We start from the raw sequence: 13511 nt of genomic DNA on the forward strand, positions 1-13511 counted from the left end.
CCGGGGGGGGGGGCGCGGCCCCCTTCCCCCCCCCCCCGGGGGCCGGGGGCGGGGCCGCGCGCCGGGGGGGGGCGCCCCGCTCCGATCGTCGTCGGCCGCGGGGCTAATTTCCGCGGTCGGTTGGGGTGAACTCCAGGTGCAGTTCGGTGAGGCCTCGCAGCAGCCATGTCGGTTCGTACTTGAAGCGGCGGTCGTCCGCCGGGCCGTGGTGTTCTTCGGAGAGCCGGATGTCGCGGGTGCGGGCGAGGATGCGTTCGAGGCTGATGCGGCCCTCGACGCGGGCGAGCGGGCCGCCGGGGCAGGAGTGGACGCCGCGGCCGAACGCGATGTGCTGGCGGACGTTGTCGCGGTCGGGGTGGAACTCGGCCGGGCACTCGAACCGGCGCGGGTCGCGGTTGGCGGCGCCGTTCAGCAGCATGACCGGAGTTCCGGCGGCCACCTCGACGCCACCGATGGTCGTGGTGCGCCTCGCCAGCCGGAAGTCGGCCTTGACCGGGCTCTCGATGCGCAGCGTCTCCTCGATCAGGTCGGGAATGCCGTCGGGATGGGCTCGAAGCTGGTCCTGCACCGCCGGATTCTCGGCGAGGTACTTCAACGCCGACGCGAGCAGCCGGGCGGTCGTCTCCTGGCCGGCGGCGAACAGGAAGGTCGCGGCCCGGACGACCGACACGACGTCCGGGGTGGCGCCGTCGGGATAGGTCGCCAGCGCCATCTTGGTCAGCGCGTCGTCGCGGGGCGCGCGGCGGCGGTCCTCGATGTACTGGGTGAACCAGGCGTCCAGCCAGCCGAGGGCGTCCCGGTCCTTGTCGCCGTGCTTCTCGTTGCCGATCTGGGCGGGCTTGGGGCTGAGGCCGAAACCCTCACGGAACCGTTGGTGGTCGGCCTCGGGCACCCCGAGCACGTCGGCGACGGCGAGCATCGCGAAGGGCTGGGAGTACTCCCGGACGAACTCGCACCGGCCGCGGTCGAGGATCTCGTCGAGCTGTCGATCCGCCAGGCCCAGGATGAACGCCTCGTTCTCCTTGAGCCGCGCCGGCGTGAGCAGCCGCATCAGCAGTGCTCGTTCTCGGGTGTGGTCGGGCGGGTCCATCGTGACCATGTGCTCGTTCAGCGGGAGCTGGTCGCGGTAGCGGTCGACGAGGTCGCTGACGTCGTCGCCTTCGAGCGGGACCGGGAACGCCGCGAACGGGCCGGCGAAGGAGTTGCACGACGAGAAGGTCTCGACGTTGCGGTACACCTCGGTGGCCTCGTCGTAGCCGGACACCGCCACCACTCCGAGGTGCGGCAGCGGCAGCACCGGGCACGCCGCCCGCAGTGACTCGAAATACGGATACGGGTCCTCGACGAGCGACTCGTCGTTGAAGAAGTCGATCGTCTTCCAGTCAGGCATCACGCTTTCCTTCCAGCATGCGGTGCACAGGATCGGGGCGTTCCTACATGTGGGTTCTCCCTTTGCCGGCGGGAGGATGCTGGCAAAGGGAGGTGTCGTGCTGGCTGGGGCTCAGAGCCGGTAGAGCTTCCTGGCGTTCTCGCCGAGGATCTTCGCGCGCGCGTCCTGGGACAGGGTCGCCATCTTCGCTTCGACGCTCTGCAGCGGTCCGGGGTAGAGGCAGGTCGGGTGCGGGAAGTCGGTCTCGAACAGGATCCGGTCCTCGCCGACCGCCTCGATGAGGTCGGGCAGCTTGTTGCGGTTGTTCTCGAACCAGAACGTGGCGTAGATGTTGCTGCGGAAGTAGTCCGACGGCATCTTCTTCAGCTGCGCCAGCTCCTCCGGAGCGTTCTCCGCCATCTCGTAGTCGAGCGTCTCGAGGATGAACGGGATCCAGCCGATGCCACTTTCCACCGACACCGTCTGCAGGTCGGGGTGGCGGTCGAAGATGCCCGACAGGATCAGGTTCGTCACCACCCGCGCGTTGCCGATGAACAGCAGTGTGCCGCCGATCGCGAGCTTGGTGTTGGCGCCGTGGGACTCCCACGGGTACTTGCCGTAGAAGGTCATGCCGGTGACGCTGGCGCCGATGTGGAAGTGCACCGGCAGCCGCAGCTCGCTGCAGGCCTCCCAGAACGGGTCCCAGGCCCGGTTCGCCAGGTCGGGCGAGCCCAGGTCCTGCGGGTCCGACGTCATGTTGATCCCGCGGGCGCCCAGCGCCGCGACCCGCCGCGCCTCGCTGACGCACAGGTCGATGTCCCACGCCGGCATCAGCGGCAGCGGCAGCAGCCGGTTGCCCGACTCGCTCTGGATCTCCGCCATCGCGTCGTTGTAGATCTCGATCGACAGCCGCGTCAGGGCCGGATCGTCCGAGAGCCCGAGGTCCTGGCCGCCGAGCCCGATGGTGCTCGGAAAGATGATCTGGGCGTCGATGCCGCACTCGTCGAGAACCTGGAGCCGTACCTTCGGGTCGTAGGCGCCGACGTGGATCTCGTCGATCGTCCACTCGAATAACGCCTTGTTGGCGCTCTCCTTCTTGCCGTCACGGCCGATCACGCCGCCGGCGCTGTAATGACCGGCTGGTTTTCCGTCGAAGACCCACATCTGCTGTCCGTCGACCGTCTCCACCCGGGGAACCCGGTCGCGGAACTGGGCGGGCGCGCGCTTCGTGAAAAGATCAGCCGGTTCGGACCAGTGGGAATCGGAGTCGACGATGAAGAGGCCGTTGTCCGTCATGGTGGCCGATGCTAATCTTTCGGCGAGTCACACGCAATAGTCATACAGGTCTCGCGCACAATGCGCGTGCCGCCGCCGGGTCCGCGCCAATCGACAGGTCAATGGTCGGTATTCAGGCGCGCCAAAACACGAGTGCCGCGATTTCGCGCGGCGGGCCACATTAACCACGAGCGGTTCGCTCGACGTGTCATTTCTCGTCGAAGAACTCCAGCAGTACGGGCGCCGCCAGCACCCAGGGATCGAAAAGGGCGCCCGTGCCCGCCTGCGCCGCGGCGACGGCGCGCTCCCAGGCGTCCTCGGGCCACGGCGGCTCGACCAGGCGGGATCCCTCGATGAGCGCGTGCACCTCCAGCGAGGTCCGCTTCGGGTGGTCGTAGTCCTTCTCGCCACCCCGGATGATCAAAGTCGGCACCTTGATCTGCTCGAACTCCCAGTCGCTCACCCCGGGGATGGGCTCGTTGGGTTTCGGCACGAAGGCGTCGAGCCAGCGGTTCATGACCCGTTCGAACTGCTCGCCGCCCAGGGCGAGCAGTCGGTCCCTGTTGCGCGGGTTCGCCGCGATGGCGTCGGCCCAGCCGCCCGCGGCGCCCGACATCTCGAGGACGCCCTCGATGCCCTTGGCCCGGACGGTTCGCAGCTCGTCGATGACGTACACCTGCGCGAGCGACATCGTGCTGAAGGTGCCGCCGACGATCGACCAGACGGCCAGCTTCCGGACCAGCTCGGGCCACCTCATGGTGAAGACGATCGAGTCCCTGGCGCCGCCGGAACCGCCCGCCACGAGCACCTGCTCCACCCCGAGCGCCTGCAGCATCAGCCCGAGCGTCTCGGCGCGCATGTGGGACTCCGACCGCCCGTAGAGCTGCACGTCGGACTTCCCGCAGTTCGGCCGGTCCCACAGCAGGACCCGCTTGCCACCCTCGGCCAGCGCGTCGGCGAACTCGTGCAGGCCGCCGACGTCCTTGCTGAACCGGCCTCCCGGCGTGAGGACGACGGTCTCACCGTCCGGTGGACCGACGAACTCGTAGACGACGACCCCGCCGTTGATCTCGATCTCCTGATCCGGCATACCCCTCCTCCGACCTCGCCCGCGCGCCCACGGGACGCGCCGCCCGGGTGGGCGACCATAACAACCTAATCATATATATTGATCAACTGGCGCCGTCAACATCTCTATGATTCGGATGAAGAGGTCACGGCGCTGCTACAGTCGGGGGTCTATGGGCCACGCCGAGCAGCAGCTAGCGGGAGATCAGCGCGCGCCGCAGGTCCATGTGCCGAAGGTGGCGGAGCTCGTCGCCGCCGAGTTCCGGCGGCGGATCGTCGGTGGCGAGCTCGGTGAGGGCGACGAGCTCCCGCGCGAGTCGGACATGCAGGAAGAGTTCCGCGTGAGCCGGCCCAGCCTCCGCGAAGCGCTGCGGATCCTGGAGACCGAGGGCCTCGTGCGGATCCGTCGCGGCAAGGTCGGCGGCGGCGTCGTGCGGCGACCGACCGTCACCACCGCCGCGTACCACCTGGCCCTCACCCTGAAGGCCAACGAGGTCACGCACCAGGACCTGGCCACCGCTCGGCTGGCGATCGAGCCGAGCTGCGCCTCGCTGGCGGCCGAGCTGCCGGACCGACGCGCCGTCGTCGACGAGCTCACCCGCCTCGTCGACGAGAGCGAGGCGTGCGCCACGACCGCGGCGTTCACCGAGGCCGCGCACGCGTTCCACCTGCGGCTCACCGAGCTGTGCGGCAACACGACGATGACGCTGCTCGCGGGCACGCTCGAGGCCGTCTGGAGTTTCCAGGAGTCACGCGTCGCCCGCGTCGTCCTCGATGCCGAGGACCATCCCGACAACCTGAAGACCAGAAAGCGCTCGATAGTGTCCCATCGGCGTCTCGTCGCGGCGATCGCCGACGGCGACAGTGATCTGGCAAGCCGCGAGATGCGCAGACATATCGTCGACATGCAGCAGGAAGTGATCGGAACCTACGGGTCCACGGTGATCGACCTGGCGACGGCGCCGACAGCGGGCGCACAGCGCCCCCGCGGCCGATCAGCCACTCCCGCCGCGTCCTCGTAGAAGCCCGCGCGGAGACAAGTCCGGCGGAAAGTCCCTGATGAGGTCGGTCCGTTGGAAGCCGGGCTGGGAAGCACGCTGGAAAGGGATGTGTCGGCGCGGGTCGTTGACCTATCGTCAGGGCTCGTGAGGCACCAGGTCGTAGACGCCCGCGGGACGAGAATCCACTGCGTCGAGGAAGGGTCCGGCCCGCTGGTCCTTTTCGTCCACGGCTTCCCCGAGTCGTGGTACTCGTGGCGCCACCAGTTGCCGGCAGTCGCCGAGGCCGGATTCCGGGCCGTGGCGATCGACGTCCGAGGGTACGGGCGGTCCTCCGCTCCCCTTGAGGTCGAGGCCTACGGGATGCTCCAGCACGTCAACGACAACCTCGGGGTGGTCGAGGGGCTCGCCGGCCGGGGCTCGCCGGCGATCATCGTCGGCCACGACTGGGGAGCGCCGATCGCCGCTCACTCGGCCCTGTTGCGGCCGGACATCTTCACCGCGGTAGCGCTGCTCAGCGTTCCGTACAGCCCCCCGGGCGGGCGGCGGCCCACGGAGGCCTTCGCCGAGATGGGAAGGCTGGCCGGCCCGGACCATGAGTTCTACATCAACTACTTCCAGGAGCCGGGACGGGCCGAGCGGGAGATCGAGCTCGACGTGCGGTCCTGGCTGCTCGGCGGCTACGTCGCGTCGTCGGCCGACGGAGCCACGTCGGCGCCGGCCGAGAGCACGGCCGGCACCGTGGCGCCCGGAAAGATGCTGCGCGACGGCTTTCCCGTTCCCGACCGGCTCCCGGACTGGCTCAGCGAGGACGATCTCGAGTTCTATGTCGAGGAGTTCGAGCGGACCGGATTCCGGGGGGCCCTCAACCGCTACCGCAACGTGGACCGGGACTGGCGGGACCTCCAGCCGTGGAGAGGCGCGCCCATCCGGGTTCCGTCCCTGTTCATCGGCGGGGAGAAGGACCCCCCGACCCTGTGGGGAAGCCGGGCCATCGCCCGCTTCCCCGACACCCTGCCAGGCCTGCGCGGCAGTCACATTCTTCCCGGCTGCGGTCACTGGGTTCAGCAAGAACGAGCCGACGACGTCAACCGACTCCTCGTGGACTGGCTGAGAACGCTGTAGCCGCCAGGTGGCGACGCGTCCTACGGGCGCCAGCCGGTCGAGCGCAGCCACTCCGCCAGCGTCCTGACCTGGGGGTACAGTGCGCGCAGGGCAGGCAGGTCGGGGTTTTCCATCTCACCGGAATCGAACCAGTCGAACATCTTCGCGACCTCCTCGTCGAAGGCACGCAGTTGCTCGATCGGCGTCTGGTGGAAACGCGCCGGAATCCCGGCCGCCTCGCCAAACCGTTCGGCCATCTCCGCGGCGGACAGCCGGTCACCCGCGATCACGAGGGTCTGACCGACGAACGTCTCGGGTTGCTCGAACGCCAGGGCCGCGAACTCGCCGATGTCGGGGATCGAGATCAGCGGCAGCTGGCTGGTCGGGCGCAGGGCCAGCGCGACGATCAGCCCGCCGTCGGCCAGCACGGGTCGGGTGACGGTCGTGAAGTTCTCCATGAAGAAGACGGGCCGAAGCACGGTCGCGGGCAGACCCAGCTTTCGGATGTGCGTTTCGATAAGCCCCTTGCTCTCCAGGTGAGGGATTCCCGTGTTCTGGTCGGCGCCGGCGACCGAGCTGTACACGAGGTGCGCGACGCCGGCCTCCGCCGCGAGATCGGCGACTGCCGTTCCGCGCCGCACCTCGGCCTCGACGTTGGCCAGGCTCACCGTTCCCGAGGTCACGCTGGTCAGCATCAGGAAGACGCGGCCGACGCCGCTCAACGCCGCGCGTATCGAGGCCAGGTCGTCCAGATCCCCGGTGACGAGCCGCGCTCCCGCCGCCTGAAGCTCCCGCGCGCCGGCTCGGTCGGGGTCACGGACCAACGCGTGCACCGTGCGCCCGCGGGCCAGCAGTGCCCGGGCTACCGCTCCACCCTGCTGCCCGGTCGCGCCGATGACGAGTACCGATTCCTTGTGATCGTCCATGGGTCGTCACGCTAGCCACGGGCACGGCCGACAACCTGGTGCGAATGCTGCTACTCAGGTCCCCTGGACAGTGAGGGAACGAGGATCTATGGACCGCGCCGAACTGGCCGCCTTCCTGCGCGCGCGGCGGGCGAGCCTGCGGCCCGCGGACGTCGGCCTGCCCGACGGCCTCGGCCACCGCCGGACCCCCGGTCTGCGCCGCGAGGAGGTCGCCGAGCTGGCCGGGCTCTCGATCACCTGGTACACCTGGCTGGAGCAGGGCCGCCCGATCGCGGCCTCCGCGCAGGTCGTGGACGCGCTGGCCCGCGCGCTGCGCCTCGACGCCGACCAGCACCGCCACCTGCGCGTCCTGGCCGGCCTGCCGGTGCCGCCCGCGCGGACCGCGATCGACGCCATCGAGCCCAGGGTCCAGCGCCTCGTCGACTCGACCGCGCCGAACGCGTCCGTCATGTTCGACCGCTATTTCGACTTCATCGCCTGGAACGCGCCCTACGTTCGGATCAGGCACGACCCCGCCGCCATGCCGGACGACCGGCGCAACCTGCTGTGGATGATGTTCACCGATGAGGAGAACCGCGCCCGGATGCCGTCCTGGGAGGCGGCCGCGCGCGCTGTGCTGAGCCAGTTCCGCGCGGCCGTGGGGCGAAGCCCGGGCGACCCCCGGTTCGTGGAGTTGGTCGACGCGCTGACCAAGGAAAGCCCGGAGTTCGGCCGGTGGTGGAGCGGCTATCCGATCCGCGACTTCAGGCCGGCGACCATTCTGGTCGACCACCCGGCCGCCGGGCGGATCGCCCTGGACGTCTATCAGCTAAGGCCCGTCGAATACCCGGACCTCCTGCTGGTCATGCAGGTCCCGGCGACCCCCGAGGACCTCCGCCGCGCCACCTCACTGGCCGACGCCTGACGGGTGGCACGCGGCAGCCAGGGAGTCTGGGGCCGTAGCCTCGCGCCATGACTGACTCCGGTCGGCCGCGGCGCGCCTACGACAGCAGCCGGCGGCGCGAAGGCGCCGCTGAGACACGGGAGCGCATTCTCGCCGCCGGTGTGGAACTGCTCCACCGCTATCCGATCTGGAACTGGCAGCCGCTGACCGTTCCCGCCGTCGCGCATCGGGCCGAGGTGACCGAGCGCACGGTCTACCGGCACTTCCCGACCGAGCGTGCGCTACGGGATGCCGTGCTGGCACGCACTGCCGAGGACGTGGATGTCGACCTTGACGCGATGACGCTGGACACGGTGGAAGGGTTCACGGCCAGGGTCCTCGAGTACGTCGCGTCGTTCCCGGTGAAGGAACGGCAGCAACGTGACCCGACGGTGGTCGCCGCGCGGGAGCGGCAACGGGAGGCGCTGCTGCGCGCGGTCGCCGCCTCGACCGCCTGGGCCGAGCCCGAGGTGCGGGCGGCGGCGGCGATGCTCGACGTGCTCTGGAGCGTGGTCTCGTTCGAGCAGCTGGTGACGGAGTGGGGCATGCAGCCGCAGGACGCCATTGCCGCGATCACCTGGGTCATCCGCGTCCTGCGTGACGCGATCCGTGAGGACCGCGGTCCGCGGAGCTAAAGCTGGACAGCCAGATCTATTCATGTCAGTGTCCCCGCTGACATGAATGGGGTGCGGTGACCGTCCACGGCGCCGCCCGGCTTCTCCGAGATCGCCTCGTCGCTGCCGCGGCGTCAACGGTGATCGCCTTCCGCGTCCGAGGGGACAGACCATGGACAACGCGCCCACCCCGGATCTTGGGATACCTCCGGACTGGGACGGGATCACCGCGGAGTGGATGACCGCCGCGCTCACGCCCGCCTTTCCCGGCGTAAAGGTGCGCTCGGTGGACCTCGCGACGCGTGACGACGGCACCAACCGGCGGGCCCGCTTCGCCCTGTCCTACACCGGCGACGGCGGCCCGCCCGCCGTGTTCGTGAAGGCAGCCGACCCGGCCCATGCCGAGCTCAACGCGCTGACCGGCGGGGTCTTCAACGAGGCACGGCTGTTCGGCGGCACCGTGTCGCTACCGATCGAGCACCCCGCCGTCTACCACGCGGCCATGGACGAACCGACGCTCAACTTCATCCTGGTCATGGAGGACATCACCCTGCGCGGTGCGCAACCGCGGGACGCGACGACGCCGATGACTCCCGAGCAGGCCGCCGACGGCGTCCGCAGCCTCGCCCACTTACACAGCGCCTTCTGGGACCACCGTTCCGATCCCATGGACCTGGACTGGGTCGCGCCCTTCATCGCGTGGAAGGGCATGAGAGGCATCGAGGCGGGCCTGCGGCGGGTCGCCGACACCGTCCCCGCCGAGATCAGGTCTCTCACCGCCGCCGAGATCGAACAGGTGTGGTCGCGCTACATCGGCACGCTCACCGCCGGACCCCAGACGTTGCTCCATGGCGACGCCCACATCGGCAACACCTACACGCTTCCAGGGAACCAGGCCGGATTCCTCGACTGGCAGGTACTGCGCCGAGGCAACCACGTCATCGACCTGGGTTACTTCCTCCAAAGCGCGTTGACGGCCGAGGACCGCCGCACCCACGAGGCCGACCTCATCGACGAGTACCACCAGGCCCTCCAGCTTCCGGCCGACGAACGGCCGACCCGTGACGACATCTGGCTGCGCTACCGGGCCTCGGCCGCCCATGGCCTCGCCATCTGGCTGGCAACCGCGTCCGCCGACACCTGGCAGCGCCCCGAGGTCTCCATCCCGCTGGCCCAGCGCTACGCCGCCGCCTACGTCGACCTCGACACCGCCGACGCGGTCAACCACCTCTCCTAGTGCGGTGCCCGTCGGTCAAAGGCGGCGGGCCGCCGCCTTGATCGCCGTTTGCGCCCTCTGGTGGCTATGAAACAGCCACGGTTACGACCACCGGAGGGCCGAAACGGCGATCACTGGGATGGGCGACACGCGCTAGTCGGGCGCCTCCGGCCCGCTTTGGTCGTCGCTGTCAGTCGTTCGGCCAGTTCCAGGCCGGCACCTCACGGATGGGGTGCAGATCGGCATCGGTGACGGCGTGGGAGTTCTGCTGCGCGACGTGGGCGCCGAATTCGACATGCTCGCGGAACGCCTGCCGGAACGGCGCGTCGTCTGGCATCCCGGCCTCGTCCAGCGCCTCGAGATATGCGGTGACGAACCTTTCCCGTTGCTCGTCACTGATCTTCAGGCCGCGGTGCACGTCGATGAGGTACTGGAAGCCAAGTTGCCTGGTGAAACGGTCCGGGCCGCCGAACGACTCCGCGGTGAACCACGTCAGGTGGTCGACGTGGTTCGGCACCCGCTCGGTGAACAGTGTCCGCAGCACCGGGTCGGCCAGTGCCTTCGCGTAGAACAGCTCCTCGAGCCGGTGCAGGCCCTCGTCGCCGCCCGCGTGCTCGTACAACGACTCTGTCACAGGACGCCTCCGGGCAGTGCCGCGAACCCCGTACGACGATCATAGAGCGCCTTCACCCGCCATCGCGCGCGACGGCGCGGGTCCGGCGAGCACCATCGGTACCCCCGTTGATCGCAGACGTCTACGACGAGATCGGCCTGGGCATCGCCGCGACAGCGGCACGGCCCTGCCACTTCGTGAGGGCGCCGGCCTTCCGATCCACCGGATACCGACCAGCTCGGCCAGACATATCAATCAACACATCGGGTGTTATACGGTCCCACCCAGTTCCGTCGCCTCCGGGCGGGAACCACACGGTCGCGTCTTCGTGACGGAGGAACTGTGGTCGGAATACCGTCGGGCCGCCGATTCCGCCGCCGACGAGGGATCACCGCGGTCGCGCTCGCCGTCACCCTCACCGCGGCCTGCACCACCTCGGCCGCCTTTCGGAACCTGCCGCCCGCGAAGGCAGCAGGGGAGCAAGCGGTGGAGTTCTCCCCGGCCGGCGCCACCAACAACGTGACCTCGGTGGCGTTCTCCCCGAACGGCCACACTCTCGCCACCGGCAGCGGCAACAACACGGTGCGGCTGTGGAACGTCACCAACCCGGCCCGCCCGACCCCTCTCGGCCAACCCCTAACCGGCCCCGCCAACCCCACATCCTTCGGCCAACCCAGTGTCGGCCCGATCGATGCCGTGTACTCGGTGGCTTTCTCCCCCGACGGCCACACCCTCGCCGCCGGCTCCGACGACGGGCTCTGGCTGTGGAACGTCACCAACCCGGCCCACCCCGCGCTCCTCGGACCCCTCACCCACGGTGTCGTGACCTCGGTGGCGTTCTCCCCGGACGGCCACACCCTCGCCGCCGGCCGCCTTGATGCCACAGTCCAGCTCTGGGACGTCACCGGAACTGCCCCCGCCAGGCCCCTCGGCACACCCCTCACCGGCCCCGTCCACAGCGTGACCTCGGTGGCGTTCGCTCCGGACGGCCGCACCCTCGCCGCCGGCAGCGCCGACACCAGGGTCTGGCGGTGGAACGTCACCAATCCGGCCCGCCCCACACCCCTCAACCCACTCGACGGCCCCGCCGGTGCCGTGACCTCGGTGGCGTTCTCCCCGAACGGCCACACCCTCGCCCTCGGCGGCTCGGACGACGCCGTCTGGCTGTGGAACGTCACCAACCCAGCCAGCCCCACACCCCTCGGCACCCCGCTGATCGGCCCCTCCGATGCCGTGGCCTCGGTGGCGTTCTCCCCGGACGGCGACACCCTCGCCGCCGGCAGCTCCGACGACAAGGTCTGGCTGTGGAACGTCACCAACCCAGCCGACCCCACTGCCCTCGACCCACTCGCCGGCCACACCGGTTCAGCGTCCTGGGTGGCGTTCTCCTCTGATGGCCGCGCCCTCGCCGCCGCCGGCCTCTCCACCGTCCGGCTCTGGCAGTTGCCACTCCCCACGAACGCACCGCCGCAGTCGGTGGCGTCCTCCCCGGTCCCCCTCGGCCAACCGCTGACCGGCCCCACCAAGGACGTGTACTCGGTGGCGTTCTCTCCGGACGGCCATACCCTCGCCGGCGGCAGCGCGGACGGCACGGTCTGGCTGTGGAACGTCACCAACCCCGCAAGCCCCGCACTCCTCGGCCAACCCCTCACCGTCCCCAACGGAGTGGTGTTCTCGGTGGCGTTCTCCCCGGACGGCCGCACCCTCGCCGCCGGCTCGCAGGACACGGTCGGCCTGTGGAATGTCACCAACCCGGCCAGCCCCACACCCCTAAGCCAACCCCTCACCGGCCCGACTGGTCAGGTGCGCTCGGTGGCGTTCTCGCCGGACGGCCAGAGGCTCGCCGCGGGTTCAGGCGACAGCGTCTGGCTCTGGAACGTGACCGACCCCGCCCGCCCCATTTCGTTCCACGTGCCTTCCTACGCTCCGACCGTGAACTCGGTGGCGTTCTCCCCCGACGGCCACACGCTCGCCGCCGGCAGCGGCGACGACAAGGTCTGGCTGTGGGACGTCACCAACCCGGCCCGCCCCACACCCCTCGACCAACCCGTCACAGGCCCCCACAGCGGCGTGAACTCGGTGGCGTTCTCGCCGGACGGCCACACCCTTGCCGCCAGCAGCGCCGACAACAAGGTCTGGTTGTGGAACGTAACCGATCCGGCCCGCCCCACCGCCCTCGGCCAGCCCCTCACCGGCCCCGACCTGGATCTGAACGGGGTGGTGTTCTCCCCGGACGGCCGCACCCTCGCCGCCAGCAGCTTCCTGTCCTTCAAGGTCTCACTCTGGAACGTCACCAACCCGGCAAGCCCCACACCCCTCGGCCCAGCCCTCACCCGAAGTGGCGTGAACTCCGTGGCGTTCTCCCCTGACGGCCACACCCTCGCCGCCGGCAGCACGGACGACAGGGTCTCGCTCTGGACACTGCGTTAGGCAGGCCAATGCCGGCTGGTTTCCGCTGCTCTTCCCACGGCGGGGAAAGGGGATGCGACGCTGACCAGCAGGCGCTGGGAAGGCCGCGAGGTCGAGCCCTGCCCGTTCGGCCAGCTTTCCGACCGTCTCACGTAACGGCCTGCCGTTCTCCGCGCGAGGCATCGCCGCCGTGTTCGAATATTTACCGGCCCCTGGTCAGGCGCCGCTCGCGGCCGGTCGGCAGAGCTGGCAGCGGTCGTTGCCGTCCCAACTGTCCCAGCCGAAGATCGTAGGCGACAGGGCGGTGGTCTCCAACTCGGCGCGAACTGCCGCCCGGTAGCGCCAGACAGCATCGAGATAAGGGTGGTAGGCGTCGTGGAAGGTCGCCGACGACAGGCCAGCTCCGGTGGCGACCACCTGCCGCAACGCGCGCAGCCGCTCGAACATGGCCTGGCCGGCGGCGGCGACCGGCGCGGTGGCGTCGATGAACAGCCGCTCGCGCACGTCGTAGATGCCCGCGTCGGCCAGCACCGCCCGCGACGCCGCGTCGGGGTCACCGCTGCCCGCGTTTCCCTGGGCGATCTGGCGCAGCTGGGTGTGGCAGACACCCACAGCCACGATGAACGCGATGTAGGCATCTCGCCGCCGTAACAGGTGGCCTCGGTCGTCGTCATGCCGGACACGCAGACGATCGGCCAGGACGGTGCCGGCGATCGCGATGACCGCACCGGTGGCGGTCGCGACCAGTGTGCCCCAGTCCACCTCGCTCCTTCCCTGCGAGCACCCAAGATAGAACGATCGACGCCAGCCACGCATCCATCTTGTGTGGTGGCAAACCTCCCAACGTCAGACACGACGGACTCGCCCCGGCCCGTGAAGCCCAAGCTGCCCGTAGCGGGCCGACGCCAGCGCGGTGGCTACCCGGAAGATCTCGCGGACCGGCCCCGGCTACCGAACACGGCAGTTCATCAAGCGGCAGGAAATCAATGTCCGGGTG

Annotated in this window: 12 protein-coding genes; 6 read left to right on the forward strand and 6 right to left on the reverse strand. The window is 69.7% G+C overall.

Features of this window, described 5'->3' with window-relative positions; genetic code table 11:
- Positions 1 to 103: 103 nt before the first annotated feature.
- The 3 genes from I6A60_RS30410 to I6A60_RS30420 form a co-directional block, all read right to left on the reverse strand.
- Positions 104 to 1390: a cytochrome P450 gene (locus tag I6A60_RS30410; RefSeq protein WP_203019787.1), complete on the reverse strand. Its 1287-nt coding sequence runs from the start codon at positions 1388 to 1390 to the stop codon at positions 104 to 106.
- A 111-nt stretch (positions 1391 to 1501) separates the two neighbouring features.
- Positions 1502 to 2665, reverse strand: a complete 1164-nt coding sequence (locus I6A60_RS30415) for an amidohydrolase family protein (RefSeq protein WP_203019784.1) — start codon at positions 2663 to 2665, stop codon at positions 1502 to 1504.
- Positions 2666 to 2852: 187 nt separating this feature from the next.
- Positions 2853 to 3734, reverse strand: coding sequence for an alpha/beta fold hydrolase (locus I6A60_RS30420; RefSeq protein ID WP_203019782.1), 882 nt, complete (start codon positions 3732 to 3734; stop codon positions 2853 to 2855).
- Positions 3735 to 3885: 151 nt separating this feature from the next.
- On the opposite strand from I6A60_RS30420, the gene I6A60_RS30425 reads away from it, so the two are divergent.
- Both I6A60_RS30425 and I6A60_RS30430 read left to right on the forward strand, forming a co-directional pair.
- On the forward strand, positions 3886 to 4734 hold the full coding sequence (locus tag I6A60_RS30425; protein WP_203019779.1) for a FadR/GntR family transcriptional regulator: 849 nt from the start codon (positions 3886 to 3888) through the stop codon (positions 4732 to 4734).
- A 123-nt stretch (positions 4735 to 4857) separates the two neighbouring features.
- Positions 4858 to 5835 carry an alpha/beta fold hydrolase gene (locus tag I6A60_RS30430; RefSeq protein WP_203019776.1) on the forward strand — a complete coding sequence of 326 codons (978 nt, stop codon included), beginning with the start codon at positions 4858 to 4860 and terminating at the stop codon, positions 5833 to 5835.
- 20 nt (positions 5836 to 5855) lie between these two features.
- Here I6A60_RS30430 and I6A60_RS30435 read toward each other — a convergent pair whose 3' ends face one another.
- Entirely contained in the window at positions 5856 to 6740 is an 885-nt protein-coding gene (locus tag I6A60_RS30435; protein WP_203019774.1) for an NmrA/HSCARG family protein, read from the reverse strand.
- Between the two features lie 88 nt (positions 6741 to 6828).
- Here I6A60_RS30435 and I6A60_RS30440 point away from each other — a divergent pair, with 88 nt between their 5' ends.
- From I6A60_RS30440 to I6A60_RS30450, 3 genes are all read left to right on the forward strand, one after another.
- Positions 6829 to 7644 (forward strand): helix-turn-helix transcriptional regulator, encoded by an 816-nt coding sequence (locus I6A60_RS30440; protein WP_203019772.1) that lies wholly within the window; start codon positions 6829 to 6831, stop codon positions 7642 to 7644.
- A 47-nt stretch (positions 7645 to 7691) separates the two neighbouring features.
- Complete coding sequence (locus I6A60_RS30445) at positions 7692 to 8297, forward strand: TetR/AcrR family transcriptional regulator (protein WP_203019770.1); 606 nt, start codon at positions 7692 to 7694, stop codon at positions 8295 to 8297.
- A 151-nt stretch (positions 8298 to 8448) separates the two neighbouring features.
- Complete coding sequence (locus I6A60_RS30450; RefSeq protein WP_203019768.1) at positions 8449 to 9513, forward strand: phosphotransferase; 1065 nt, start codon at positions 8449 to 8451, stop codon at positions 9511 to 9513.
- 169 nt (positions 9514 to 9682) lie between these two features.
- On the opposite strand, the gene I6A60_RS30455 is transcribed toward I6A60_RS30450, so the two are convergent.
- Complete coding sequence (locus tag I6A60_RS30455; protein ID WP_203019757.1) at positions 9683 to 10126, reverse strand: group II truncated hemoglobin; 444 nt, start codon at positions 10124 to 10126, stop codon at positions 9683 to 9685.
- A 321-nt stretch (positions 10127 to 10447) separates the two neighbouring features.
- Between I6A60_RS30455 and I6A60_RS30460 the strand changes: the two genes are divergently transcribed.
- Positions 10448 to 12535, forward strand: coding sequence for a WD40 repeat domain-containing protein (locus I6A60_RS30460; protein WP_203019754.1), 2088 nt, complete (start codon positions 10448 to 10450; stop codon positions 12533 to 12535).
- A 195-nt stretch (positions 12536 to 12730) separates the two neighbouring features.
- Here I6A60_RS30460 and I6A60_RS30465 read toward each other — a convergent pair whose 3' ends face one another.
- Positions 12731 to 13276: a CchlQ gene (locus I6A60_RS30465; RefSeq protein WP_203019752.1), complete on the reverse strand. Its 546-nt coding sequence runs from the start codon at positions 13274 to 13276 to the stop codon at positions 12731 to 12733.
- Between the last annotated feature and the right edge of the window lie 235 nt (positions 13277 to 13511).

The sequence above is a fragment of the Frankia sp. AgB1.9 genome (assembly GCF_016786355.1).
Lineage (GTDB): Bacteria > Actinomycetota > Actinomycetes > Frankiales > Frankiaceae > Pseudofrankia.